General features: G+C 65.9%; 16 protein-coding genes. 6 read left to right on the top strand and 10 right to left on the bottom strand.

What is annotated here, in order from left to right:
* Positions 1-38: 38 nt before the first annotated feature.
* The 6 genes from J8F10_RS31145 to J8F10_RS31120 form a co-directional block, all read right to left on the bottom strand.
* Complete coding sequence (locus J8F10_RS31145) at positions 39-4,352, bottom strand: zf-HC2 domain-containing protein (RefSeq protein ID WP_210660485.1); 4,314 nt, start codon at positions 4,350-4,352, stop codon at positions 39-41.
* A gap of 206 nt (positions 4,353-4,558) precedes the next feature.
* Entirely contained in the window at positions 4,559-4,981 is a 423-nt protein-coding gene (locus J8F10_RS31140; RefSeq protein ID WP_210660484.1) for a hypothetical protein, read from the bottom strand.
* On the bottom strand, positions 4,972-5,598 hold the full coding sequence (locus J8F10_RS31135) for an RNA polymerase sigma factor (RefSeq protein ID WP_210660483.1): 627 nt from the start codon (positions 5,596-5,598) through the stop codon (positions 4,972-4,974). The genes J8F10_RS31140 and J8F10_RS31135 overlap by 10 nt, the downstream gene beginning before the upstream one ends.
* A 348-nt stretch (positions 5,599-5,946) precedes the next feature.
* A complete protein-coding gene (locus J8F10_RS31130) occupies positions 5,947-6,429 on the bottom strand; it encodes a hypothetical protein (RefSeq protein WP_210660482.1) in 483 nt (160 codons plus the stop codon).
* Positions 6,430-6,609: 180 nt separating this feature from the next.
* Positions 6,610-7,704, bottom strand: coding sequence for an IS630 family transposase (locus J8F10_RS31125; RefSeq protein WP_210653416.1), 1,095 nt, complete (start codon positions 7,702-7,704; stop codon positions 6,610-6,612).
* 227 nt (positions 7,705-7,931) lie between these two features.
* Complete coding sequence (locus J8F10_RS31120) at positions 7,932-11,816, bottom strand: hypothetical protein (protein ID WP_210660481.1); 3,885 nt, start codon at positions 11,814-11,816, stop codon at positions 7,932-7,934.
* Positions 11,817-12,005: 189 nt separating this feature from the next.
* On the opposite strand from J8F10_RS31120, the gene J8F10_RS31115 reads away from it, so the two are divergent.
* From J8F10_RS31115 to J8F10_RS31100, 4 genes are all read left to right on the top strand, one after another.
* Positions 12,006-12,290 carry a type II toxin -antitoxin system TacA 1-like antitoxin gene (locus J8F10_RS31115; protein ID WP_210660480.1) on the top strand — a complete coding sequence of 95 codons (285 nt, stop codon included), beginning with the start codon at positions 12,006-12,008 and terminating at the stop codon, positions 12,288-12,290.
* Positions 12,291-12,339: 49 nt separating this feature from the next.
* Positions 12,340-12,864, top strand: a complete 525-nt coding sequence (locus J8F10_RS31110; RefSeq protein WP_210660479.1) for a GNAT family N-acetyltransferase — start codon at positions 12,340-12,342, stop codon at positions 12,862-12,864.
* A 198-nt stretch (positions 12,865-13,062) separates the two neighbouring features.
* Positions 13,063-16,653 (top strand): hypothetical protein, encoded by a 3,591-nt coding sequence (locus tag J8F10_RS31105; protein ID WP_210660477.1) that lies wholly within the window; start codon positions 13,063-13,065, stop codon positions 16,651-16,653.
* A 52-nt stretch (positions 16,654-16,705) separates the two neighbouring features.
* Positions 16,706-17,569: a carbon-nitrogen hydrolase family protein gene (locus J8F10_RS31100; protein ID WP_210660475.1), complete on the top strand. Its 864-nt coding sequence runs from the start codon at positions 16,706-16,708 to the stop codon at positions 17,567-17,569.
* 336 nt (positions 17,570-17,905) lie between these two features.
* Here the strand turns inward: J8F10_RS31100 and J8F10_RS31095 are convergent, their stop codons facing one another.
* A complete protein-coding gene (locus J8F10_RS31095; RefSeq protein ID WP_210660473.1) occupies positions 17,906-19,489 on the bottom strand; it encodes a GTPase family protein in 1,584 nt (527 codons plus the stop codon).
* Between the two features lie 127 nt (positions 19,490-19,616).
* A complete protein-coding gene (locus J8F10_RS31090) occupies positions 19,617-20,831 on the bottom strand; it encodes a YcjF family protein (protein ID WP_246523676.1) in 1,215 nt (404 codons plus the stop codon).
* A 119-nt stretch (positions 20,832-20,950) separates the two neighbouring features.
* Here J8F10_RS31090 and J8F10_RS31085 point away from each other — a divergent pair, with 119 nt between their 5' ends.
* Positions 20,951-21,850 (top strand): class I SAM-dependent methyltransferase, encoded by a 900-nt coding sequence (locus J8F10_RS31085; RefSeq protein WP_246524548.1) that lies wholly within the window; start codon positions 20,951-20,953, stop codon positions 21,848-21,850.
* A 162-nt stretch (positions 21,851-22,012) separates the two neighbouring features.
* On the opposite strand, the gene J8F10_RS31080 is transcribed toward J8F10_RS31085, so the two are convergent.
* On the bottom strand, positions 22,013-22,420 hold the full coding sequence (locus J8F10_RS31080; RefSeq protein ID WP_210660468.1) for a hypothetical protein: 408 nt from the start codon (positions 22,418-22,420) through the stop codon (positions 22,013-22,015).
* 309 nt (positions 22,421-22,729) lie between these two features.
* Here J8F10_RS31080 and alaS point away from each other — a divergent pair, with 309 nt between their 5' ends.
* Positions 22,730-25,432: an alanine--tRNA ligase gene (gene alaS / locus J8F10_RS31075; RefSeq protein ID WP_210660466.1), complete on the top strand. Its 2,703-nt coding sequence runs from the start codon at positions 22,730-22,732 to the stop codon at positions 25,430-25,432.
* A 314-nt stretch (positions 25,433-25,746) separates the two neighbouring features.
* Here alaS and J8F10_RS31070 read toward each other — a convergent pair whose 3' ends face one another.
* Positions 25,747-26,592, bottom strand: coding sequence for a DedA family protein (locus tag J8F10_RS31070; RefSeq protein ID WP_210660464.1), 846 nt, complete (start codon positions 26,590-26,592; stop codon positions 25,747-25,749).
* Between the last annotated feature and the right edge of the window lie 212 nt (positions 26,593-26,804).

Genomic DNA, 26,804 nt, shown 5'->3' with positions numbered 1-26,804 from the left:
AGAACGGGTCCGAAGGAAGCCGGAAGATTGGCGCGCGGTCACGGTCTCGGCGGTGCGGTTGGTGCGGTCGGCGCCGGCGGTCGCGCCGCCCCAGCCGGCGCAAACTTCGCGGGCGAATTTACCGTTTGTCCGGGAGAAGTGGTAATAACCATGCGGGCCTCACCGAGCCGCCCGTCGGCGGTGTGACCAGCGACCACGACCCGGTACCCGCCCAGCGCGTTACCGGGGTGGAAGTTCACAACCGTCCGCCCGTCCGAAGGAAGAACGATAACGGGCTGCCAGAGAACGGTGTCCGGGGCGTCGAGCGCTTCGGGAAACGGGGCCACGACGGGCCTGGGGGCCGCGTACTCGCGCACAACGAGGGGCGTGACGGGAGCCACGGTCGCGCGCACTTGTTGGAGCGCGAGCGCTTCGATCTTTTGCGCCATCTGCACCGCGTCGTTGGTAGTTTGCGGAAGCGAGTTTTCCAGTCCCACGAGAGCGGGCGCTCGCGCTGCGCGGTGCATGTTCATCGACTCGGCGAGCGCCCGCTGGCGCTCGCCCGCGTACCGTGCGGCCCGATCATTGGCCGCTCTCAGTGAGTCGATCCGTTCGTCGCTCACCACCGCGCCCGCAACGCCGGCCGAAAAGCTCGTAGGGCCGTGCGCCGCGAGATCTCCGACCGTAACCCCGCTGCGGCTCATCGGGTTCCATCCGGTCACACCACCGGGGGCAGCCCCCGACAGCGCGAGTGGTTTCGACTCGGGGCGCACGAGCGACGGAGGGGCGATCGCCCCTCCACTACCGTATCCCCCCTTCACTTCCGGCATGCGACCCATATTCGGCGGAACAGTGGGAGGAACTATGCCAAAGGGCTGAGGTGTGGGAAAGGCCGCGAAGCCGCCCGGCTTGGGTGCCACGAATCCGGTCACGGGCGCGTCGCCCGCGGGACCGCCACTCGCCGGAACGGGTCCGGGCGCGGGCAAAGTTGGGCTCTCGCGCCCGTCGTTCTTCTTCGCTCCGAAGTTGCTCAACTGGGCGGTTGCTCCCGCCACGGCTGCGTCGAAATCAGGCGGGGGCGCTTTCACGCGCGGTTGGGGTGCGGGCGCAACTTCTTTAGACGCGAACTCGAGGCCCAGCGCGACCTCGCGCGGCGCGTCTTCCTGTGCCCGTGCTTGTGCTTCTTCCCCCCAACCGGCGGCGACGAAGAGGAACGCGGCCAACCCGAAAGAACCGATCGTGCTCGCCCCGAGCGGGAACCGCGTCTGTGGGCGGGCCAGCGCGACCCCACCGCACAGTAAAGCGAGCCCGGCGAACCCGGCGAACCCGTACCACACCGCCGAGCGGAACTGGCGCACCGGTCCGCGTGCGGCCTCGGCGCGCTCGCGCGTTTCGTCGGCGGCCTGTGCCGCGACTCGTGAGCGCTGCTCCGCCTCGCGGATCGCGAGCGTGTCGCGCGTTTCTTCGCGGGCGATGTCTAGCCCGGTCCGCGCCCGCGCGACCGCTTGAACCGCGACCTCGTAGAGTGGGGCGTAGGTCTCGGCGATCTTGCGGAACTCGCGCGCCGCGGTCGGTTCGGCGAACACCTGATACTGACCGTTCTGCACCATCATTCGGTTCAGTTCCGGGCTTCGCGCTGCGTACATCTTGCTCGGCACGCGCGCCTGTTCCGCGAACCGGCGCCAGCCCTGCGTGCCGAGCACGAGATCGAGCGCTTCGCCCGCGTGCTTGTGGTCGGTCAGTAGGAAGTCGGCGAACTCCAGTTCGTCGGGGCTCTTCACGTCGCCCGCGAGGAGGAAGTGCGTCGGCATCGTCCGGTCCCGGGGACCGGGGGCGACGCCCGTGTTGACCACCGCGGCCCACAGCACCGCGGCCACCGGGTTGTTCTTCTCGTCGGTCGCGGCGATCGTGCAACTCACTCCAGGGTCCGCGGCAGTCGCGCGCTTCTGTACCCCTTGCGGCGCGGCCGGCGCTGCAGTCGCGGCCTGCGTGCTGGAAGTGATTCCGAGCGCCAGATTGAGGAATTCACCGGGGCGCCGGAACACGAGGCGTTCTGCCACCGGTTTCAGGTCGGGCTTCGCTTCGCCACTTTTCACGTCCTTGGCGTCCACTTCCTCGAACGCGGTAATGCGCACCACCCCGCCCCGCCCGCCGGTGAACGGGTCGGTGCCGGCCATCAGCTTTACTTCCGCGAGTTGCTCGGGTTCGACGACCACCTTCTGCGTGTCGCAGAGCCGCCCGCGGATGTACGCCCCGACAACGAGCGTGCGCGGCTGCCCGACCGAGTGCAGGTGAACGCGGATCGGTTGCCCCGGTGCCGTGATGGTGTCCGGTACGCTCATCACCACGCCCTCGAGTTGCGGGGCGGGGAGCATGAACCCGGTTCGAGCCGCAACCGCACCGGGACCGCCCATGAGTGCGACCGACGCCGTGCGCACCGGGCCGTCCACGATGGGCGCGTAAATCGTGTTCGGCGCGTCGAGCTTCAACCACGTGCGGGTTCCGGCCTGCGGCGTGAAGGTGAACGAGGCCAGCCCGCGGTTGGCGCCGGGCGCCCCTTCGTCGCGGAGCGTTTTGACGGTCGCGAGCGTTTCCTTGCCGTCGGTGATGATCCCGCTGATGTCCACCGGTTGGCCGGCGGGCGTGGTGGCGCGAACGTACACCTTGCACGGCACGCCCGCGACGATCGTGTCGCCGCACTCCGGGAAGAACTCGACGACGAGCCGCCGGCCGACAACGGGCACGCGGTCCGCGACCATTTCGTTGTGACCCCCGGCACGGAACGCGACCTTCAGGCGCACGTCGCCGTTCGCCAACTCTTCCGGCAGCGCGAACCGGACCTTCGCGCGCCCCAGCGCATCGGTCCGCGGCGCCACCTGCACTCCCTCAAGGGGAACGCCGTCGGCTTCGACCGCGACCGCGGTCACTTCCGCGTCCGCGACGGGTTTCTCCTGAAAGCTCAATTCCGCCCACGCTTCCACGGTGTCACCGGGGCAGAAGGATTTCCCTGCGAACCCGATCAGTTTGCCGTAGTGCTCCACCGCGCCCGCCCGGACCTTTACGGCGCGCGTGACCGGCATCGGGAGCGTCGGCGCGAACCCGCCCGAGGGCGAAGAGAGTTCGTGGAGAACGAGCGTGTAGTCACCGTCCGCGAGGTCCGCGGGCAGCACGAACTCACCGCACCCGACCCCGCGAACCGGCTGTCCGGCGGCGGTGCGCACCGGTTCAACGCGGCCGTTCGCGTCGCCGCTCACGCGCACGAGTTCGGTGCTACCCGTCGCGGTGAGGCCGGGAACGGGGCGCCCGCGCGCGCCGACCCCGGCGACGAGGTCGTAACGGAACATCTGTTCGCGCTGCGGGGGCCGGAGCGTGACGCGATCGAGCGTGAGCGAGCGGAAGAAGAGCCGCTCGCCGGGCCGGTACGACGGCTTGTCGGTGACGAGCAGCGTGGTGAACACGGGGCCGGCGAGCCGCACTTCTTGCAGCGGCGTGCGGGCGTTGGTCTTCTCGTCCACCTGCGCGACGACGAGCGTCAGTTCGTCGTCCGGTTTCACCTTCGTCCACACGCTCGCGGGCAACCGGATCGCGTGCGTGTTCCCCTTCTTCTCGTGGTCGAGATCCTGGGTGAAGAGGACCGCGTCGCTGCTGCGCACCTCGGCGACCATCTTCCGGCGCGAGGCCCACACGTCGCGCTCGTCGCGCACGACGAGGAGGAAATCGTTGGGCGCCCCGGGCTGAACGGTCGCGGGCTTCTGGATGTCAATGGTGAGTTTGCGGGTGGCGGCCGTCTGCACTGCGGCCTTCTGCTCGTCCACCCATCTGTCGAGGAGCGCGGTCTGAGCTTGCTCCGCGGTCGTGAGTTTGAGCTGCGCGTCACTCAGCCGGCTCTCGCGGGCGTGCTCCACATTGGCAAATGCAAGACGTGCGTCATCGGCATCGCGCCCGGCGAGTTCGGCCCCGCGCTGGGCAACAGTGGCGCGGTCGAAAATGTTCAGAACCGGTACGACGGTGCCCGGGACCGCGAGCAGCACCGCAGCGGCGACCGCCCACGGGAGCGCGACCGCGACGCGGCGCAAAACGCGCCCGCTACGAGTACCGGAATTCGCCGGGAGTGCGACCGAGATTGACGGGGCAAGCGCCGGGGTGTGCGTGTGCGATTTCTGCGGCGCTGGAACAGGCGGCTCGAACTTCGTGTTCGGGAACGCGGACTTCGCGGCGCGGGCGAACAACCCCTGAACGCGCGCGGTGTCGGCACGCGCGGCGCTGCACGCGGGGCAGTTCGCGAGGTGCGCATCGACGCCCGCGGCTTCGGCCCCTTCGAGGAGACCGTACAGGTGATCGAGCAACAGGGTTTGGCAGTGTTCGCAGTTCATCGTCGTCTCGTCCCGGCGGGCGGGTCGGGTCTGTTTTGTCCTTATCACGCGCTGGGGCGGGGCTCCCCCGACCGCCAGCGGCTAACTTTGGCTAACATTTTGGCCCCTCCGGGGCAGACCTCCGAGCGCACTCCTTAGCTCGTTATTGATACCCGTTGAAAACCATCCGTTTAAAACACGCGAACCATTTCGCTCGGCGGGTGCCACTAATTCTTGAGGCGCTCGAAGCGCCGCGGCTCAGGAAGCTCCGCGCACTTGAACACGAGAAGCGCCTCGTCCACCCTCACGAGCGGCACCTCAACCGTCTTCCCAACGAGCTCCTCGTCGTCGGCTTGCGTGCATTTCCAAACCAGAACCGGCGCCCGCGCGTCTCCACGAATCGCCCACTTTCCACTGCTGACGTTCGCCACAGGGCCGACGTCCCTCCACTCGTATGTCCCGTCCGCCCGGAACGCGAGCCGGCCTTCGCACGGCCCACCGCGCCATTCGCCCTGTAACTTCGCGGCCAGAACCGCCTGTTCCTTCTCAGCTTTAGCACGTTCGGCCGGTACGGGCGCGGTGGCTCCGGGTGCGGCGGAGAGTGCAACAAAGAAGGCCGCAAAAGCGACCCGGGTTATGTTCACGAACACGGCTCTTCCTCGGTGGCCCCGGCCGGGTTTAGTACCTTGCGGAGTTTGATGAGGGCGGTGCGCATTTGGGTCTTCACGGTGCCCACAGGGGCGCTCCGAATTTCGGCAATCTGCTCGTAAGTTAGATCGCCGTTTTGCCGCAGCAGGAACACTTCCTTTTCGTCCTGGCGCAACTGGGCGATGGCCTGGCGGAGCCGGTCGAGGGATTCCTGGTCCTCGGCGACTTGGCCCGGCGCATCGTCCCGCGTGGGGAGCATCACGTCGTCCTCCGGGAGCGGGCGGCTCTTGCGGTTCCAGGCGCTGCGCTGGAAGTCCTTGGCGGCGTTCAGCCCCACGCGGAAGATCCAGGCCCGCAGGTTCTGCACGTCGGGCACCGAGCTCCGCGCCCGCCAGCACTTCAGGAACGCTTCCTGGGCCGCGTCCTGGGCGTCGTCGGCGTTCCCGAGCAGGTACAGCAGGGTGCTGACGAGTTCGTCGCGTACCTGGTTGAAGGTGGCCACGAGCGTGTCGTCACTGGGCCGGTCCGCCGTTGGGGGCGGGCCGACAAGGGGTGCGTCCGGGGCGGGGTCCGTGCCCGCGATCGGTCGCGAAATCGGGGCCGCGCCGGATTTGGCCATATCCTCCTACCAATTAGACGACGCCCGAACCCGAACCGATTGGCGAAATGCCGAGAGACTGAGAGAGGGCACCAACGCATGGTATCGGCGCCCGCCGCGCAACGGCAAGCGGAAAGGAGTGGCCAGGGGCGGTGATGGGGCGTTCTACTCGCCAACACGCTCTAGCGAACGTCGCCGGGCAGAGTTACGCTTTTGGCATGGCGCTTCGGTTTGCGTTGAGGCGCGTCGGGAGTTTGTGCGTGAAGTCCGCCAGGGGTGGAGCAACGCGAATACTCGTTCACGGCCTGAAGTGTCATCGTTGTTCCGCTCGTAAGCAAGCACCTGGGCCGTTCGTGCAGTCACGTGAGCCTATGCCTCGAATGATCCTCCGCAACGAGCGGCTACCTTCGCAGCAATGGTCCGGTTCTTTGTTACGAAAACGAGTTTACCGCCGTCGGAGATAAATGTCTCCGGCTTAAGTCTCGCCAGTTGCTCCCAAAAACGGCTCTGCATCTCCCTCACCCAATTCACTGCCCCGGCCCACTGGGCCAGATCGTCCCCAGGCTTAGCTGCACCGACGATCTCCTCGGGATCATAAAGGCCGAAATTGCTGTAGTTGACGAAGACCTCATGACCTTTGAACAGTTCGGGAGCAGGGCGGGCTGGGAATAGATACCATTCATCCCACTCTGCCGAAGGCGGGATACTCGTCATGGGGGGGATAAATGCAACCCCCGTCTCGGAATCCCAACCTAATTCCCTTTCGTCTTCGGACAGGATCAATGGCCCGCTGTCGAATGAAGTGATGGCGATAAACTGGTTGTGGAAATAGGCCCGGCACTCCTTGAGCAAGTCTGGTAAATGGACTAATCCAGACTCACACCACCAGTAACCGTCTCGCGTTCCCGATGGAGGCATGGTTGTTACCGTCCCTGTCTCACAAGTCGCTCAGTTGAGCGACTTGTTGCCGAAGGGCTTGCAACCACTGCTCATACTGCTGAACGAGGGCCAGCATCACCACCTAGTGCAGCTTCAGGCGGATAGTTGTGCGAGCGGCTCCAGGTGCTCGCATCCGTAGTAGTCGCACACGCGGGTTCGGACCTCGACTGCTGCCAGCAGGCGGTCGGGTTCGACGATGGCCCTCTTGCCGTGCGCCCACTTGGGCTCGATGGGGTTGAGCCACGGGCTCTTCACCGGCAGGAAGCACGCCACGATCCGAACCCCGCCCTCCGCACGAGCCTTCCGGTTGTGGCCCTTGATCCACACCCGCACGCGCTTACTGACGTGCCACGCCGCGTTGTCCCACACCAACAGTAGCGCCTTCTTCCCCTCCGCCTTCAGCCGCTCGCACACCCAACCCAAGTAGTCCTCCGTCACTTGCGAGACCGGGCGGCCCGACACGAACCGCAACATCATCCGGCCCGTGTCCCCGCGCAACAGCCCGTAGCACGACAGCGCCTTCGGGTCGGTATCGCCCTTCGGCACCTCGCGCTCGACCAGCCGCAACGGGTCGTCGGACCAGGCGTGCATCGCGGGGAGGGCCAACCGGCTCCACCAGCACTCGTCTTGGTACCCCAGCACCCACTCCGGGTGCGACGCCGCCAATCGGATCAGCCGGTCGCGCGCTTTTTTTTTTCGCGCGTAGGCGGGGTCGGGACTTGTGATCCACTGCTTGGCCCGCTTCCACCCGTGCCCCAGGCGCTTGACCGCCTGCCGGACGGCCTCGTGGGAGAGCCGGCGCGGGGGCAACTCCTGCTCGAAGGCGACTTCGGCCAACAGATCCAGGGTCCAGGTGCTCCGGGCCTTGCCGAAGCGGCGCGGGGACTGGTGGAGGATGCCCTTGAGCGGATCGGCCTTCGCCTCGTCGAGGATCGGCTGGGCATCCTTGGGTCCGCGCTTCTTCTCGGCCAAGCAGCCGGCCCCCTCCTTCTCGAAGGCATGGATCGTGTTGCGAACGGTTTGCGAGGCGCAGCCGACCCGGCGCGAGATCTGGGACGGGGTTTGTTGGTCGGCGCTGGCCAGCAGGATCTGGGCGCGCCGGAGGGTAAGAACTTCCCGGCTGCGGAGGCCCTGTCGGAGCGCCCCGCGCTCGGATTCCGTCAACTCACGAAGAAACAGTGCTTTCATGAACCATTATTCGCAACCAACTGACCCCTCACAACAAACCGAATGACTCTCCACTAGGCAGCAGGCGGCGCCTGGTTCCAGAGTTCAACAAGAATCAGCGGAACAGGCTGCATACCTGCATTTTACGTTCGTTGGAGGCTCGGACAAATTCAGGGCATAAACGGCTACCACCGCGAAACCCTGACGGACTCCACGCAAACCCGACGGCTTTCTTCCCCGCCCTTCCCCTACCCCGCCTTCTTCAGACTCGCGGGGGCGTCCGGGGCGTTGTCCGCGACGTGTTTCAGCAGCTTCTCCCAGGCGTCGTCGCTGAAGGGTGTGTCGCGGGCGATGCGCTGAAGGTCGGCGAGCAGTTCCGCCGCGGACTGATAGGGCTGCGCGGCCGCAACCGTATCCGCCATCGGTGGTTCCGCGTCCGCTTCCAGTCGGCGGATCACGCCCCACAGCGATTCGGGGAAGCCCTTCGTCTTCGCGACGCGCTTCTTGCCGGCCAACTGCGACCACCCGAACGCGACCTGCCCGAACGCCCGCAAGTCGGCCGCAGACGTGGCCTCGCTCGCTTCCGAACCGGCCGGGCCGATCAACCACGACGGCTCACCGAAGCCGGTCACCTTCAGCACACCGTCCGACGTGAGCACGAACGAATCGGATGTCAGTCGACCGTGAACCAGCCCCACGCGGTGGGCCGCATCGAGTGCGCTGGCGGCCATCGTCGCGAGCCGGACCCAGCACCCCGGGTGCGCGGCGAACGCGGGCCAATCGGCGCTGAACAAGCCCGTCAGCCACTCTTGGAGTACCGCGGGCCGACCGTTGATCTCCAGCACTTCGACGACGCCCGCGAGGTTCGGGCTGGCGGCGTCGCGGGCGGCCGAGAAGCGCTGCCGGAACTCGTCCGGGTGAACGGCGTCCTGCATCTCGGCTTCACTGAGGTGTCGCAAGAGATACAACCCGCCGGACTTCTCGCCCGTGCGCTTCGGGTCGTGAACGCGGTAAATCGCTTCTTTCTGCGAAACGCGCAGCCGGTCGATGACTCTCAACCGCCCGAGCATCAGGGCGTCGAGTGTCCCCGCTTCGATGAGAGCGAGTTGGTACAGCGTGATGGCACCACTCGCGAGCAACACCTGGCGCAGCGTGCGGCGCTGTCGGGTGGCGTCTTCCCACAACGCCGTGAGCGTGTCGGGATCGACCAACCCCGATGAACGCAGCAGTTCGCCGAGTTGCCGGTCGCCCGGCTCCAGTTCTTCGAGCACTGCCCCCGAATTGTGGAAGGCGTCCCCAGAAGCAACCACCGGTGTGCCGTCGCCCGTATCCGCGAGGCGCGGGAGCGTCGGCTCGGGCTCCAGTTCCGCCCCACGAGTGCCGCGTTCCGCGTTCCCGCGAGCGAGTTCCCGCAACTTCTTCCGGTACCATTCGCGCATGTCGGAGAGATGGCGCTCCATCTCCGTCCGGCGCGCGGTGAACTCCTCGCGCTCGCGCCGGAGCCGGTCGGTTTCCTCCACGAGCTTCTGCGTCGCATCGGCGGCAGCAGTCGCGGCTTCGGTCGCGGCAGCTTGCTTCGCGTCGAGCCGGGTTTCGCTCGAACTCAGGAGGCGCCGCATCTCGGCCACGGTGCCCTGCCACTCGATCAACTGTTGCCGGAACGCCGTGACCGCGAGCCGGTGCTCGTCCTTCGCGCGGTCGAGGGCCTCGTTCTTCTCGCGCAGGCGCTCGGATTCTTCGCGAATCTGAACACGGGCGGCTTCCAAATCGGTGCGACTCGTGCGGGCGAACTCGTTCAGTTCGTTGAGGTGCCCGCGGAGCATGTCGCGCGCGCCGGCGAGCCGTTCGAGGGCAAGTTTCGCCTGATCGTCGAGTTCCGGGGCTTGCACGCGCAACGCTTCGAGGTCCGCTTCGACTTGCGTGCGGAAGTTCGCCAACTGCTCGCGCGCGGTTTGGTCGGCTTGCATCGCTGCGGCGCGATCGGCCTCCCACGTCGCACGTGCGGCGGACAGCGACTTGCGCTCCGCGGCGACCGCGGCGCCCACATCTTTGAGTCGCCCCACCTGTCGTGCGAGGGCCAGCTCCTTATCGGCAAAATCGACCGCCTGGCGCTCCACGCCCGCGGTCCGGGCATCGAGCTCCAACCGGCGCGAAGCGAGTTCGTCTTCGGCCGCCTGGCGCGATACTTCGAGCGCGGCCCGGGCTTCGTTCACGGACGCGCGCTCGGCGGCCAGTTGGCGGGCCAGGTCGTCGATCGCCTTCCCGCGCGTGTTCAGGTCTTCCGCGCGCCGGCGGAGTTGCTCTTGAAGTGCTTGCCGGGCCTCTTCGGACTGCGACAGTGCGGCTTCGCGCTCGCGCACCGCGACGCGGTCGGCTTCGAGCCGGCTCTGCAGATCGACCGCCTGCGTCATGCGGCCCTTGAGCATCCCGGCCTGTTCCGCGAACTCGGCCGATCGGGTGTCCAGTTCCGCTTCGCGCTCCTGAATCCGCTTCGCTTCGACCGCGAGTGCTTCCTTCTGAACGCGGATCTCCTCGAGCCCGGCCGTCAGGAGCGAATCGCGCTCGTCGAGGCGCTGGCGCTCCTGGTCCGCGTTCTCCTGGACCGCGTTGAGAGCGGCGCGAACTTCTTCCGCTTCTTGAATGCGCCGGCGGAGTTCGGCCATCGACTCGTCTTCGCGGGCGCGGGCGGCCGCGAGTTGCCACGCCTCGCGCTCCATGTCCTGCCGGCTGCGATCAAGTTTCGCGCGAAATACTGCGACCACCGCCTGTTGCGCTTCGAGTTGCCCCCCGCGCTCGGTGAGTGCGGCGGTTTGTGTATCGAGTTCCGCCTTCTGGCGGTCGAGCCGTTCGGCCTCGGCCCGGAGGCGCTCCTGTTCGCTCGCCGCGAGCCGGACCGTTTCCTCCCACTCGGCCGCGTCGCGCTGGAGTTGCTCGAGCCGCGCGTCCACTTCCTGCGTGCGAACGGCCAGATCGCGATCGGTCTCCTCCGCCGCGGCCATTCGGCGCTCGAGCCGGACGAGATCGTCCTGAAAGCGCGCGCGTTCCACCTCGAATTCGTCGCGTGCGGCGCGAACCAGTTCTTCGCGGTGCGTTACCACCTGCTCGCGCACGTTGAGATCGGTTTCCCACGAGGTCAGACGATCCGTTTCCGCAGCGCGCCGGGCCTCAAAGGTGTCATTCGCCCGCTCGAAGATGTCGCGATCCGCAGCAAACAGCTCCCGCTGACGCGACAATTCCTGCACCTGCGCTGCGGTGCGGGCCTGTTCGTCACGAAGTGCCTGCCGTTGGGGTTCAAAGGCCGTGCGTTCGGCCTCGAATGCGTCGCGCTCGGTCCGAAACTCCTCGCCCTGGCGAGCCAGTTCGTCGCGCTGTTTGCTGCACTCGTCCGTCCACTGCGTTCGTAGCGCGAGGAGTTCGTCGCGTGCGCGGGTGAGTTCGGCCTCTCGCGCCGCGGCTTCTTCCGCGCGACGATCGGCGAGCTCCTGTTCGATCGCGCGCCGGCGCTCGTGCCAGATCGCGCGGTCCGCTTCGAGTTCCTCGGCATATTGGTCGAGGTCGCGGCGCCGGCGGATGAGTTCCGCGTCGCGCGCCTCCCACGCGGCCCGGCGGTCGGCTTCTTCTGCGTCGAGCGCCCGTTTGCGCGCGTCGAGGCGCTCGTATTCGGCCGTGAAGTCGGGGGCGGACGGTTCGGGTTCGTCATCGATTGGGGACGCGAGCGGCACGTCGTCGAACGAAGCGAACTTCGGCGAGAGGTACGTAGCTGCTGGTTCGGTAACAGCTTGCGTCGGAATCTGAACCGCGATCACCACGCCCGCGACGTGAATCGTGTCCGCGTGTTGAAGTGCGTAAGTGGTGCCGGCCGGAATCGGTGCGCCGTTGAGCAGCACCGGCATTGCGGCGGTGACGCGCCGAATTCTGACACCGTCGAGCCCACGCGTGAGTTGCACCACGACCGGCGGCGCGCCGGGGACGGCCAACCGCAGATCGCACCCGGCGGCCCCGCCGATGAGGAACTCTTCGCCGGCGATTTCGTAGTAACTGACCGCGCGCCCGGTGCCCGTGCGCGCGTCGAGCCGGACCTTGGGAAGGTCGGGCCGGTCGCCGGGTGCGGGATTCGGCAGCGGGGCCATCATGGTGAAGGTTCCGTCCCTCCCGGAGTCATTCCGGGCGCGCTTTCCTATGCGTGCGGATTCAGAGATTATGGAGATTGGAACCCATTCCGGGACCGTTGACAAGCCGAACTGCGCGACGCCGTTTCGGAGACCGTACCGTATTGCATTGTGCAATACACTCGAGTAGACTCAGTGCCATCGGAGGCTCCAATGGCAAAAGCGCATTCAAAAGCCGCCAGTCCACTCATGGTTCGGCTTGATGAAGAGAGCAAAGGCGTGCTGACCCGTGCAGCGGAACTGCGCGGTATTAGCGTGAGTGATTACGTTCGGCAGGTGACCGTTGCACAAGCCCGCAAAGAAGTTACGGCGGCCCACGAGCAAACCATTGCCATGACACCGGACGAACAACTCGCGTTCTGGACCGCGCTCAGTACTCCCGTCAAATTGACCGCGGCGCAGAAGGCGCTCGGCAAACTCATGCGAGGTGAATCGTAACCCACCTTCACAACAAAATCCCACTGCTCCGAATAGAAGGGTCGAGAGCATGAGCGATGTGCGGTTCCCGATCGGGTTCCGGCTCGAACGGTTGGCGAAATCTCACCCCCGAAAAGCGTTCGCGAGCGGTCAGACCGACGTGGACGACTGGCTCGCGACAAAGGCGCTTCAGAACCAGGACAAGCACCTTTCCGCAACGAAAGTGATTCTCGACGAATCCGGGGGCATCGCTGGCTACTTCACGCTCGCGACCGGTCAGGTCGATTTCGGCGATCTCCCGGCCGAAGCTGCCAAGAAACTCCCGCGTCGAATGCTGCCGGTTGCGGTGCTGGCGTGGCTCGGCGTGGCGGTCGACCGACAGGGACAGGGGTTGGGGCGGTTACTACTCGCACAAGCCCTACGCGACTGCTATCAGGCCGGGCAGACGTTCGCCTTCATCGCGGTCATTCTCGATTGCATCGACGACACTTCTAAAGCATTTTACCAACACTTCGACTTCACCGAACTCCCCGGCCGCCCCTACCGCCTCTTCCTCACCGCCGCCCAACTCGAAGCCATGATGACGGAATCGTAGATAGCGGAACGTGCTCCGAACCGCGTGTCGTCGTTCACGTCGGGTGCATTCCCGTAGCCACACGCACGAGCCGCCCGCCCGCGCGCCCGGGATTCGGCCGCCCCGCGGCACCGAACTACGGCCCCTGCTTGACCGTACATGTGGGAGAGCCTAGCGTGATACCACGTCCGCCTTTGCGCCATCATTGATGAGGTCGTCGTGAAGCTGTCCGTTCCGCCGCCACCGCCGCCACCGCCCCCCAGTGACGGAACCCCCGAGGGACCGAACGAACAGCCCGATCCCACCTCCAGCGCGGACGCCTCCAGCGTGCCCGCGGCCGCCCCTCAGCCGAAGCTCGCCACGTGGCCGAACTGGTTCGGTGGCGTGGACGCGGCGCTCGTCGGTCTGGTGCTGTTACTCGCGTTCGCCGCGGCATCGTTCGCCGCCCGCAACTCGGACCTGTGGGTCCACCTCGCGACCGGCAAGCGCCTGTTCGCGGGCGAATACTTCCCCGGCGGGAGCGACCCGTTCAGTTACAGCGCCGAGGGGCGCACCTGGGTGAACCACAGTTGGCTCGCGGACGCCCTCATGTACCCCCTGTACGGGGGCGATGGAGTGGTGCTCGTGGTCGCGAAGGCGCTCCTCGTCGCGCTCACGTTCGGCCTGTTGATCGCGATCCGGCGGCCGAACTTCTCGCTCTGGCCGTGGGCCGCGGTCGCGTGCGTGGGGGTGCTCGCGGCGGCCCCGCAGTTCACACTGCGCCCGTTCGTCGCGTCCGTGTTATTACTCGCGGTTACGCTGTTTCTACTGTTCCGCGTGCCGCACAAGAAGGACTCGTGGCAGTTCCCGATCGCCATCGGAATCACATTCTGGGTGTGGGCGAGTTGCGACCAGTGGTTCTTCATCGGGCCGCTCGCGCTGGCCCTCATCCTCGTCGGCGACCTGATTCAGAAATACGGGTTCAATTCGCCGGACGAGCCCGAGGGGAACGCGGGTACCGACACCCTCGGCCGGTTGCCCGACACCGCGACCCTCGCGAAGGCCCTGGGGATCGGACTTCTGGCTTGTACGCTGACCCCGAACCACGTCCGCGTGTGGGAGCTCCCGTTCGAGCTGGTCGGCGCGCCCGGCGCGGAATCGGACCCGCGCCTGCGGCAAATGCTCTACGCACCTTACGACAACATCTACGTCGATAACGCGGGGCTCGGCTACAACGCGAACGGGCTGGCCTACGTCCTCCTCTTGGTGCTCGGCGCCACGGTCATCGGGTTGGCCGGCAGCTTGGGCGTCGGCCGCATCCGCCTTTCGCACGTCACGCTGTGGCTCGGCTTCGCAGTGCTGAGCTTCCTGAGCATCTACGCCATCCCGTTCTTCGTGCTCGTCGCGGTACCACTGGTGGCATCACAGTTGAACGCATTTAGCGGGCGCGCCGAACTCAAGACCTGGGGCGACCCGCTCACCCGGCTGCTACTGATCGGCTCGTCCGGCGGGCGCGTGCTTTCGGTCCTCGCGGTGTGCCTGTTGTGCGTTCTCGCGTACCCCGGCTGGGTTCACCCGGACGCGAACAACCCCGCGAACGCCCGGCGCCTGGTCTGGGCGGTGGAACCCGACCCGGCGCTGGTTCAAGCGTCCGAGCAACTCAAAACGTGGCGCACGGACGGCGGGCTGCCGGCCGACGCCCGCGGGGTCATCACGAGCACCGACCTGGCGAACTACGTAGCCTGGTTCGCGCCGCAGGAAAAGGTGCTCCTCAACGGGCGGTTCAACCACCACCGCCGCGAACTGGCGGATTACCTCGCGATCCGCAAGGGGCTGGGGCTGATCCGCGTCGGCGACGAACCGCCGGTGCCGCAAGACGCGACCGACGTGCTCGCGCGCCGCGGCGCCGAGTACCTGGCGCTCCACTCCGGCGCCAGCGAGATTAACAGGTTGCGGTTACTGACCCAATTCGCCACGCAACGATTGTACATGCAGTGGGGCGAGTGGTCCGCGTGGTACACGGACGGGCGCACCGCCGTGTTCGGTTGGCGCCCGGGGCCGAGCGGGGGCAAGCCCTCGTTCGCGAACCTGCGCCTGGACCCCGGCCTTCTGGCATTCGGAGCGGGGGTTAAAAAAATTCCCGAGCCGGTGCTCCAACAACCACTCGCCCCCGCCGGGTGGGAGGAAGCGTTCGTGCGCACCCCGCGCAACGCCCCGGCCGGCGCCGCTGAGGCGATCGGGTGGCTCGTTTACAAGAGCGCTCTGACCGAGCGCGACAGGATCCGCCACGCACTCGTCCGGCCCCTCACCCTCGGCTGGTGGGCGGCGGACCGGCACGCACTTCACCATTTCGCGCTGCGCACGGCGGAACAGGCGAAACTGCTGCACGTCGCGCCGAACTACGCGGGCGCCGAATCCGATGATGCCGCGATGCGCGCCATCCCCCTACTGGCGATCCGAGCCGCGCGCCGGGCCATCGCCGAGGACCCGGATCACCCCGACGGGTACTACGCACTCGCCCAGGCCCTGGCCGACCCGGACCTGCCGCTCACCGACGGCGAGCGGGCCTTGGGGCGGGTGACCGCGTACCGCCAGTGCCTGGTGCGGCTCCCGCGGCCCGACCAGTACAAGCGCGGCCAGTTTGCCGCACCCGCGACCGCCGTGGCCCTGGAACTGAGCGAAGCGTACCTCGGCACCCCGCTTCGGTGGCGCGACCCACGGGGTAAGGAAATGGTCGAGTACAGCGGGCTCATGGTGGACGCCGGCTCGGCACTGATCCTGCAAGGGCTCAGCCAGCCGATCTTCGCCGACCGCGGCAACGGCGCGGTGGCGCGAGCGGCGAGCGCGACCCCCAACATGGTACCGATCAACAACGGGGTCCCGTTCGTGCTCGCCATCGACGCGGCCCACGACGCGCTCCGGAAGGCCCTCGAATACGCCCCGATTGATTTCGCTGAGATGTCGGGCGAAGATCAAAAAAACAACATCAAACAGGTCGAAAATCGCAAGGTGGAAATTGAGAACACTCTGATCCGATACAAGGAGCGGTACGAAACGGGTAAGGGGCCGGCACCGAAACTGTCTACCGCCTTTCAAAGCGCTATTCGGAACTGCATGCTCAGCGAAGCGCTGGAGCTACTAAAAGACGCTGATTTCGACAAAGAGTTCGGGGAAAGTGCGGTCCGCGTTTTCGCGCTACAGGTGTCGCTCGCGCTCGCGACCGGTCGAATCGAAGACGCGGCCGACTTACTTAAGGTTTTAACCGACCCGGACAGGGCCGACCGAATCGCCCAGGCACACGTGGTGCCACTGGTGCAAATGCTCAAGTATCAAAAATCGGTCCTCGCCGGCGAATACAAGACCGCCGGCGACGTGTGGGACGCACTCAACCCCGACGTCGGCCAATTGGAGAAATTAAACAAACCGCCCGGCCCCGAAGTCCCCAGGGATTACATCAACCGTGCGGCTCGAGGGGCCAATCCCACGAAAGACCCGACCCAAGTCGTACACACGATGATCGTCCCGCCGTTCGCACTCGTGCCCGGTCACGACCAGGTGCTCCGATCGTACCTCTGGCTCAGTTCGTGGGACGTGCTGCGCGTAATGATCCAGCGGGGTGCCATCGAGAACTTAAATTCCGAAGCCGACTTCTTCTACCGCCGCGGCGTTCTGTTCCTTTTGGAGGGCGACATCCCGGCCGCGAAGGAGCGGTTCAAGGAGTCGCACCGCAAGCCGCCCGCCGGGTGGGGGCTGCCCTCGGTGCGCCCGCCGCTCGCGGAGCAGTACCTGCAGTTGATTGAACGGGCCGAGAAGCAAGCCGCCAAACCGTAGGCCGGCGGTCCGCGCGGGGTCATTCCGCGCGGGCGCCAGGTGAGGGTACCCGATGTCGAACTGGACCGTGGCCGGCGTGCAGATGGACTGCGCGCTGGGCGCTCTCGCTGCGAACCGCTCCGCCGTCGTCGCGAACTTGCGCCGGGCCGCCGCGCGCGGGGCGAAGCTCGTCGTGTTCCCCGAGTGCGTGCTCTCCGGGTACGGGTTCACGTCGCGCGCGCACGCCCTGGCTGCCGCGGAACCGCTCCCCGGCCCGAGCACCGACGTCGTCGCGAAAGCGTGCGCCGAATTAGGCGTGTGGGCCGTCTTCGGGCTGCTCGAATCCGCGCCCGACGGCAAGCTCTACAACTCGTCCGCCCTCGTCGGGCCGCAGGGCTTCGTCGCGGGTTACCGCAAACTACACCTGCCCTGTCTGGGCGCGGACCGGTTCACCGATCCGGGCGACCGCCCGCTCGCGGTCCACGACCTGGGTGGGCTGAAGATCGGGATGAACATCTGCTTCGACGGCAGCTTCCCGGAATCGGCGCGCGTCCTCACGCTCCTCGGAGCCGATCTCGTCGTGCTCCCGACCAACTGGGCCACGAACGCCCGCAAGATGGCCGAACTGGTCTCCGCGGCGCGCGCGTGGGAGAACCACATCTACTACCTCGCGGTGAACCGCGTCGGCGACGAGAGCGGGTTCCACTACATCGGGCTGAGTTCGGCCGCGGACTACCTGGGTAACGTGCTGCATTTCGCCCCAGAGGGCGAGGAAGCGATCTTTACCATCGAAGTGAACCCGACGGCCGCGGCGCAGAAGCGCGTGGTGACGTGCGTCGGCGAGTACGAGATCGACCGCGTGAATTGGCGGCGCCCGGAAATGTACGGCCCGCTGGTCGCGAACCCCGGCGCGTTCACCGGGCACTTCAACAAGTGATTTTGGAGGTTGGGTCGCCCACTCGCGGCGAAGACCTACCGCGGTACGGAAGGCGCTTCGGCGGTTGTGGTGTGGCCGTTTTGTAGGGTGGGTCGAGCCGGCTCAGCGGCGAAGGCCCACCACCGCCCGCGACAAAGAGCGCGGGGATTGGCCCCCGAAAGTGGGGCTTCGTGGTCCGTGGTTGGGGCCGTTTATGTAGTCGAGCCGGCTCTGCGGCGAAGGCCCACCACAGAAAGTCGAGCGCCCAGACGTGCCTTCGCGGTTAACGGTTGTGGTGGGCCTTCGCCGCAGAGCCGGCTCGACCCACCCTACATAAACCGTAGCCACCGCCTCACCCTACTTCTTCCCGAACACGTCCCGGAGCACGTTCAGCACCTGCTTACCGCCGGCGATGACCTGTTCACCGATCTTCTCGTACTTCCGCGCGCCCGCTTCGTCCTCGAACGCCTTCAGAACCGCGGCGCCCCGCGCGTGGTCGAGGTGAGCCACGACCGCGGGTATCAACCCCTCAACGATCCCGAACCGCTCGCCCTCGCGCCCGCAGACCGGCACTACGTCCGTTGCGTGCGTGCCCAGTTGCTCCCGCACCACGTCCAGGCACTCGCGGATGTTGACTTCCTTCGGGCGCTGGCCGGTCTTCCAGTCGTAGGGCGGCGCCCACTCCGCTTTCGGACTGAGTAAATCGATGTGCGAAACGACCACCACCACCGGCGGCATGCGCAGGTGCGGCTTCTCCGCGAACCACGCCCGCAGCCGGCCGAGCAGGTCGAGGTCCGGCTGGCGCCCGGGAACGGTCGCCTGCGTCACGAGCAAAATCAGGTCCGCGTCACGCGACGCCTCCACCGCGGCAGCAAAATCCTCGTCGGTCGGGCCGTCCTGCCCGTAACCGCTGGTGTCGAGGATGCTCACCGGTTGGCCCTCCGGCAGCGTGTAGTCGTACCGCACCCCGGCCGTCACGGGCAGTCGGTCCACGGTGGCGGCGCTCTTGCCGAGGAGCGCGTTCACCAGGCTCGATTTCCCCGCTTTCACCGAGCCGAGGATGCTCACGGTAATCGCCTTCGGGCCGGTCGCAGTGTTGGCAGCGGCGGCGACGGTCGCGTCCGCGCTCTCTTCGGGCGAAACGGGCGGGCGTGTGCCCGGGTCGTCGATCGGCGGCGCCTGGTGCTGCGCGAGTAGTTCGCGGTAGCGCTTCACGCCGACCCGGAGCCGCCCGCTGTTCAGTTCGACGAGGTACCGGCCGAGGTGGTGAATGAACGCGGTGTGGAACCACAGAATCACGTTGCTCTGGAGCCTATCGAGCAGCGTGCCGAGGGCGGCCTTTGAAGCGAAATAGCGCAGCGCCGTCTGGAGCGGGTCCACGATCGCGGCACCGGCCCAATAGATGTTCTGCCCGACCTTGTAATACTCCACCGCCTTCCGCGCCCGTTTGATGTCGCGGATGCGGAGCAGGTGCGACCCGGGCACGTACTTCTGCACCAGTTCATCGAGATCGGCGGACGCGAGCTCAATGCACGCGAGCACTTCCGGCAGCGTGAGGTGGTCGAACGGGTCCGTCGCGCCGGGGTTGTACAGCTCCGCGACCTGTTTCGCGAGGTCGAGCGCGAGGTCGCTGTAATGTTTGGGGTCTTCGAGTTGTTTGGCGGTGATTGCCTCGAACGACTTCGCCTTTTCGGTGACCCGCGCCCACGCCGCCTTATCGCGATCGGTCCAGTACCCGGGCCGGTCGTCCGTGGGCGGCAGGGTGGGGCGCTTGGTCCACCGCCACGCGAAGAAGTACGCGAGGGCGATGCACAGCACCATCGGCCCCCACGTCCACACCACCCACCCGGTCGACCACAAGTGGTACCCGCCCGCGCCCATGAGGAACACGAACGGGGCGGCGAAGAGCACGATTAAAAGCGCGATGCGGAGCCGGGTCATGCGGGAATCCTGTTCGCGTCGAGAGAACCTACCCCCCTACCCCCTCCCTAAAGGGAAGGGGAGGAAGCAAAGACAGAGCAGCCCAAATTTCTTGCGTCTGCTCCCCGTCCCCTCGGAGGTCGAAGAGTTAGGTGCTTTTCGTCTCGCCCTTCGGGTGATCGACCTTCCACTGCTTCTCGGCGGCGTCGTAGTGCTCGTGATAGAACTTCCGCAGCGCGTCGGGCGTGGGCACGTGTCCCTCGCACACCGCCTCAAAATAGAAGCACAGCGCGCGGCCGAGCGCATACGTCGAGGCCGCGGCCACGGTCGCGCCCACCGCCGACCCGACGACGGGGATGAACTTCACCACCTGCCGCACCAGTTGGCGCGAGATCATGCCCACGCCGATCGCGGCGACTAGTTCCCGCAAGCGTTCCGGGGTCATGGGCTGGCCGTAGATCTGGCCGATGTGGTGCGCCATCCGGACCTGAATGCCGGGTAAGAGCACCATGTCCGCGAACGGCACCGGCACCGCCCCTGCAGTTCCGGCCAGCGACGTGTAGCCCAGAATGATCGGCTCCGCGTGGCGCTGGTGTGCGTCTTTCAGCGCGTCGGTCGCGTCCTTGAGGCGCAAGAGCGTCTGTCTATACGCGGACGGGAGCACCTTCAGGAGCGCCTGCTTCACCTGCTCACCGCCGTAGTTCGGTTCGGCGAACCCGTCGTCGGATTTGGTGAGATCCACAGGAACGCACAAATCGAACAGCCCCACGAACGCCCGCTTGTGCTCCTCGATGCACGCGCGGAGGTGTTCTGGGACGCCCTCTGGTACGGGCGCGTTGGGGTCGGCGATCATCGCCCCAAAGGGATACGGATCGGGGTGCGCCTGCCGGGGGATCGCTTCGTGGAGGCACGTAATCACGAGTACGACCGGCCGCGACCGGCTCACCGCGCGCACGCGCTCGAGCGCGTGCCGCACGTTGCCCTGGGCGAAGTCGGTCGCCTTCGCGGTCACGACGACGACGTGCGCCTTCGGGTCGAACGCGGCGATGTCCTCGGTGGGGTCGTAGCCCGGTTCGTCGACGCCGCGGGTGTCGAGGAAGTTGAGCAGCGGCGCGTCCGGCGTGGGGAACTGGTACAGGCGGGACGTTTTGGTACACGGGCGGAACCCGGACCCGATCGCGGCGTCTTCGGCCCCGGTCAGGTAGCGAATGAGCGACGTCTTGCCGGACTGTGTTTTGCCGAGGAGCCAAAACATCGGGGCCGGGTTTTTGGCACGCGCGCTGGCGAGCGCAGCCTCAATGTCCGGCGGTGGACTGGCGTCGCCGGTCACCGTTCGCTTCACCGCATCCCAGAACCGGCTCATAGTTCCTCCGCTTCGACCGGACGCAATCCCCGGGCGGTCTCGCTCGCACTTGACCCGCTCCGCTTCCCACGCTATCAGCGTGCGGTCATCTTACCCGGAGCCACTGTGGTGTGCGCGCTATGGAAAGCGGGTTCGCGAACTTAAAGTTGTTCGCGGTCGAGTCTTCGGGCTCGGCCGAACACGCCACGCCGCTCCCCATGCCAGCGCCGGCCGCGCCACTGGCCCCGGACCCGCACGTCGCGGCGACCCACGAACTGATCCGCCCGCACACGGTACGATCGACCCGACACGGGTGCGAACCGTATTCGGCGGCGTGGTTCGATGAATTAGAGCAAAAAAGGTACCAGCGCCACGGGCACTGGCTGCCCCGCGCACTGGAATTCGGCCGGCACCCCGGCGAATCGCTCCTCGTCCTCGGTTGCGGACTCGGTACCGACGCAGCAAGTTATACCCGTACCGGCACGAACGTTACGATCGCGACCACCCCGGACGAACACGCGCATTTGGTTCAGGACAACTTTGCCCGACACGGCCTGTCGGCAGACTTCGTTCCGCTAACGGGCGGGCGATTGCCGTTCGCCGATGGCGCGTTCGATGTGGTGACGTGGAACGCCCTCTACGACGCGACCGAACCGGCCTCGGCCCGCATTGATGAACTGTTTCGCGTACTGAAACCTGGTGGGAAGGTGATCGGGCTGTTCCCGGCGCGCTTCGATACCGCGTTCTGGCAGAACGTCCTGCTCCCGCTCCAGCGCATCTACTGGCGGTGCCCGCCGGCCCCCGCGACCGCTCCGAAGACCACCGCGCGCGAACTGCGACGGGTATTTTCCCGCTTCGGGGAACACCGCGTCATGAAGCGCCACCTGCGCCGCGGAGAACTCCCGCACGCCTGGCGCATTCTGCCGCTCATTTTCCTCGAACGGTTCATCGGCCGCGTGTTGGTGCTGAAAGCGAAAAAGCCCATCCTCGCCGCGCGCCTTCAGGTCACTCAAGTCGATTTGGGGCGAATCGCCGCGTAACCGGCCCTCATTGCGTTGATGGTCCTCATTTTTGCTCGTGCCACGAGCAGCACAACGTGAGTCGTTATTTGCGGCCTCGCATTGCATCAAAAATCGAAACGCGACGCGGGCCGGGATCTGATCCCGGCCCGCGTCGCGTTTCTACCGTTCAGAAGTTTGGTCTTACAGATGGATTCGGAGCAGGCGCTCGCCCAACTGGTCCATCAGCGACTTCGCGCTGACGGCTCGGCTCACGACCAGATCGTAACCGGCAGCGCGTGCTTGCTCTTTGCGGATATCGCCGTCGGTTACCGCGACCAGGAGCGGGTGGCTTCCCGGTGCGTAGTAACGCTCTTTTTCTTCTCTCATTGTTGGCTCGGCGACGATCACGGCATCCGGTTGAATGTGATCGTCCGCACTCATATCACCCGCGAACCGAACTTCGGTCTCGGCCCCGTAAGCGTCGAGAGCTTCGGCCAGAGCTACGGCGTCACCGCTACGGTTATCGGTCGCGACGACTAACAAGCGCGGCGGAGTCGCGAACCGGGATTCGGCACGAACTTCAGAAATCGCTCGGCTATTCGTTCTCATCGGAAACCTCGATCTGGGGCGAGAACCCCACCGCGATTGCGGGAAAGACAGGCGAAGGAGGAGTGCCGGCGTCCGGTCACGTCCTGATAGCTCTACCGTAAACCACTCATCGACCTTTCACAACTCCTTTTTCTCTCATAAATGACAGATCTGTGAAAAAAGTCCGCCCCTTACACAAACCAATAGACCGCGCCACCGGTTGATGGTTCCGGTTGCGGCCCTTGAACTTTCGTTCCGAATTCGTGTCCTTTTCGATAACCGGCTCCGGGGACCGACCGTCATTCGGAGCGCCAAACCACGAGTTCTGTCATGCTCTCTTCCAGCGAAATCCGCCAGCAGTTCATCGACTTCTTTTGCAAAAAGCACGGACACACAAACATCGTGTCGTCCCCGGTGGTGCCGCACGACGACCCGACGCTGCTGTTCGCCAACGCGGGCATGAACCAGTTCAAGCCGTACTTCCTCGGAACCGAGAAGCCGCCGCACGTCCGGGTCGCGAACACGCAGAAATGCATCCGCGCGGGCGGCAAGCACAACGACCTCGATGATGTGGGCAAGGACACGTACCACCACACGTTCTTCGAGATGCTCGGGAACTGGAGTTTCGGGGACTACTTCAAGAAGGAAGCGATCGCGTGGGCGTGGGAACTGCTCACGCAGGTATGGAAGCTCGACGCGACCCGACTACACGTCACCGTGTTCGAGGGCGACCCGGGCGCGAGCATCCCGCGTGACGACGAAGCGGCGGGGTACTGGAAAGAGGTCGGGGTGCCCGAGTCGCACATTCACCTCGGCAACAAGAAGGACAACTTCTGGGAGATGGGGAACACCGGGCCGTGCGGACCCTGCACCGAGGTGCATTACGATCACACGCCGGATAAGAGCGGCGGGCCGCTCGTGAACGGAGGAACGGACAAGGTCATCGAGATCTGGAACCTCGTGTTCATCCAGTTCAACCGGAACGAGGACCAGAGCCTCACCCCGCTCCCGGCGCAACACGTCGATACGGGCATGGGCTTCGAGCGGATCACGAAGGTGATCCAGGGGAAGAACAGCAACTACGACACCGACGTGTTCATGCCGCTGTTCACGGCGATCCACAAAGTGACGAAGTGCGACACTCCCTACGGTGGCGTACTCGAAGACCTGAAAGACACCGCGTACCGCGTGATCGCGGACCACATCCGGACACTCACGTTCGCGCTCACGGACGGCGCGACCATCGGTAACGTCGGCCGCGATTATGTGCTGAAGCGCATCCTGCGCCGGGCTGAGCGCTACGGCTACCAGGTGCTCGGCACGACCGAACCGTTCCTGTACCAGCTCGTGCCGACGGTGGTCGAGCACTTCGGCGATGCGTTTCCGGAGCTGAAGAAGAACCCGCACAAGGTCATCGACCAGATTCGCGATGAGGAACTGGCGTTCCTGCGCACGCTACGCCGCGGGATCACGCTATTCGACCGCATCGCGGGGGAGATGAAGAAGACCGGCCGCACACAGGTAAGCGGCAAGGAAGCGTTCAAGCTCCACGACACCTACGGCGTGCTCATCGATATCACGCAGCAGATGGCTCAAGAGCAGGGGCTGACGGTGGACGTGCCCGGGTTCGAGAAGGAGATGGAGGATGCCAAGATCAAGTCGCGCGAGGGTGGGAAGGAGTTCGTGGTGACGGCCGTGCAGGGCGATTTGCCCGCAACGGACGATCTGCCCAAGTTCGGTAACGCTCCCGTGAGTGCGAAGGTACTCGGCTGGGTACAGGACAACGCGGTGGTGACGTCCGGCAAGCTTGCCGCGGGCGAAAACGTCGCGCTGCTGCTCGACCGCACATGCTTCTACGGCGAACAGGGCGGACAGGTCGGTGATACGGGTACGGTTCGTTCGGCGGGCACCGACTTCGAGGTGGAAAAGACTCAGCGACTCGGTGACACGGTTCTGCACATCGGGACACTGCACGAGGGCGAATTGTCGGTCGGGGACACGGTCGAGGCCATGCAGACGACCTCGCGCCGCATCGACATCATGCGGAACCACACCGCCACGCACCTGTTGAACCTCGCACTGCGTGAGGTTCTGGGGCACCACGTTGAGCAAAAGGGCTCACTCGTGGACGAGTCCAAGACGCGCTTCGACTTCAGCCACGACAAACCGGTCACGGCGGAACAACTCCAGGAGATCGAGCGCCGGGTCAACCGGCAGGTCGTGCTCGATCAGCCCGTGGCTGCGGTCGTGCTGCCGCTCGCGGAGGCGCAGAAACTGCCCGGCGTGCGCGCGGTGTTCGGCGAAAAGTACCCGGACCCGGTTCGTGTGGTGATGATCGGCGCCGAATCGCCGGACAAGCTGAAACAGGACAACTCCGTGGAGTTCTGCGGCGGCACGCACCTGCCGAGAACGGGCCTCATCGGGTACTTCAAGATCTCGGCCCAAGAGGGTGTCGCGAAGGGCATTCGGCGCATCACCGCGGTCACGGGCAAGCCGGCCTACGACGATGTCCAGACCCGCAGCGCGATCGTGGACGAACTCGCCGGAGCGTTCCAGTGCCGGCCCGACGAACTCCAAACGCGCGTGAGCGCCCTTCAGGATCAGGTGAAGGCGCTTCAAACTCAACTGAAGAAGGCCGTCGGCGCAGCACTTACTGGAGTGGTAGATGAACTGATCGCGTCCGCGCCAGAAGTGGGCGGCGCGAAGGTCGTGGTCGCGAAACTGCCCGACGGCGCGAGCAACGAAACCGTGCGCACGCAGATCGACCGCGTGAAGCAGAAGTGCGGATCGGCGTTCGTGGTGTTCGGCTGGTCCGAGGGGCCGGACAACGCCTCCATCATCGCCGCGGTCACGCCGGATCTCGTGAAGAAGGGGCTGAAAGCCGGCGACGTGGTGAAGCAAGTCGCCCCGGTCATCGGCGGGGGCGGCGGCGGTAAACCCGACATGGCTCAAGCCGGCGGTAAGGAGCCGGCGAAGCTGTCCGAAGCGCTCCAGAAAGCTGACCGCTTGGGGCGCGAGTTGCTGGCGAAGTAAGATTGGTTCACCCGCTCGTGGCCTCGCGGTTCGCCCGGAGATGTCTTGGCGAACGGCCGGTGTGAGCCGGCCGGTGTAAGCTCAAAACCAACCACGGAGCCAATTTGGTGAACCCCGCAAGAGCGGGTGAGAACACGAGGGGCAATCACCGAGCAAGGTGGGGATCGAACGACCACCGCCCTTGCGGGCGGGGTCACGACGCCTCGACACACGCGCAACAACCGGCCACCGCATGTTCCACCGGCCGGCTCACACCGGCCGTTCGCCGGGCTCCTGGAACCGCGAGGCCACGAGCAGGCGATCGCTTGGTAACGCTACTTGGTTGGCGCCGCGCTCGCAGCCGACGTAACGGGGGCCGGCGGTTCAGCCGCGGGTGCTCCCGCCGGCGGAACGGCGGTCACGGCCGCGACCGCTGCGTCGGGCGCCTTCCGCCCGTCACGCCAGTGCTTGAACCCCTTCCACACGATGGGCAGGATCGACAGGAACACGACCACCACCACCACCTTGTCGATGTGCTTCGCCCAAGTGAAGTTCGGGTCGCCGAGGAGTTTCTGACACAGCGGGTCGGCGAACGGCAGAAGATAGTATCCGATCAACAGCATACTCGCCACCCACCCGATCCCGCCGAACACGTTGTAGAGGAGGAACGTGCGGTACTCCATCTTCGTCGCCCCGGCCACGACCGGTACGAACGTCCGAACGATGGGCACGAACCGCGCGATGATGATCGTCTTCCCGCCGTGCTTCTCGTAGAAGGCTTTCGCTCGGAGGAGGTACTCCTGCTTGAAGAAGCGGCTCGACGGCCGATTAAAGATCGCCGGTCCCGCACGCTTCCCGATCCAATAGCCGACCGCGTCGCCCACAACCGCCGCGACACTCAGGCACACGAGGAACGGCAACAGGTTCCACCCGGTCAGGTGAACGAAAATACCGAGCACCACCAGAAGCGAATCACCGGGGAGCAGGAACCCGATCAGCAGGCCGGTTTCCGTGAACACGATTAGCGCGACCGCACACAGCACCACCCAAAACACGCCGGCCCCTGCAAACGCGGCGCGGAACCGGTCCGGATCGCGGAGGTTTCGCGGGTCTGCGACGACCAGAACAATGTTCCAGACTTGCACGAAGAACTGGCCGACCTGCGAGAAAAACTCTTCCATGTCGCGCGGTGTCCCGAATGGTGAATCACACAAACACGGGGTTCCCACCCCGTGTTAAAGGGGCACAGGATTCCCGCCCTGTGCTAAAAACGCCGGCCGCTCCGCGGCGTGAAAGGCATTGAAGGTGTTAGTCTTCGCCCCGGAGGGGCCGTCTTCCGTAGCACAGGGAGCCCTGTGCCTCCTGTAACGAGCCGCGACCGCAAGGGAGCGGA

Source organism: Gemmata palustris (genome assembly GCF_017939745.1).
Lineage (GTDB): Bacteria > Planctomycetota > Planctomycetia > Gemmatales > Gemmataceae > Gemmata > Gemmata palustris.
Note: the sequence above shows the minus strand (reverse complement) of the source record. Positions and strands in the feature narration are given on the sequence as shown.

Coding starts and splice junctions, on each gene's coding strand:
- J8F10_RS31090 (WP_246523676.1), bottom strand. CDS start 20,831: ATGAGCCGGTTCTGGGATGCGGTGAAGCGAACGGTGACCGGCGACGCC.
- J8F10_RS31110 (WP_210660479.1), top strand. CDS start 12,340: ATGAGCGATGTGCGGTTCCCGATCGGGTTCCGGCTCGAACGGTTGGCG.
- J8F10_RS31100 (WP_210660475.1), top strand. CDS start 16,706: ATGTCGAACTGGACCGTGGCCGGCGTGCAGATGGACTGCGCGCTGGGC.
- alaS (WP_210660466.1), top strand. CDS start 22,730: ATGCTCTCTTCCAGCGAAATCCGCCAGCAGTTCATCGACTTCTTTTGC.
- J8F10_RS31080 (WP_210660468.1), bottom strand. CDS start 22,420: ATGAGAACGAATAGCCGAGCGATTTCTGAAGTTCGTGCCGAATCCCGG.
- J8F10_RS31125 (WP_210653416.1), bottom strand. CDS start 7,704: ATGAAAGCACTGTTTCTTCGTGAGTTGACGGAATCCGAGCGCGGGGCG.
- J8F10_RS31135 (WP_210660483.1), bottom strand. CDS start 5,598: ATGGCCAAATCCGGCGCGGCCCCGATTTCGCGACCGATCGCGGGCACG.
- J8F10_RS31145 (WP_210660485.1), bottom strand. CDS start 4,352: ATGAACTGCGAACACTGCCAAACCCTGTTGCTCGATCACCTGTACGGT.
- J8F10_RS31085 (WP_246524548.1), top strand. CDS start 20,951: ATGGAAAGCGGGTTCGCGAACTTAAAGTTGTTCGCGGTCGAGTCTTCG.
- J8F10_RS31115 (WP_210660480.1), top strand. CDS start 12,006: ATGGCAAAAGCGCATTCAAAAGCCGCCAGTCCACTCATGGTTCGGCTT.
- J8F10_RS31095 (WP_210660473.1), bottom strand. CDS start 19,489: ATGACCCGGCTCCGCATCGCGCTTTTAATCGTGCTCTTCGCCGCCCCG.
- J8F10_RS31120 (WP_210660481.1), bottom strand. CDS start 11,816: ATGATGGCCCCGCTGCCGAATCCCGCACCCGGCGACCGGCCCGACCTT.
- J8F10_RS31070 (WP_210660464.1), bottom strand. CDS start 26,592: ATGGAAGAGTTTTTCTCGCAGGTCGGCCAGTTCTTCGTGCAAGTCTGG.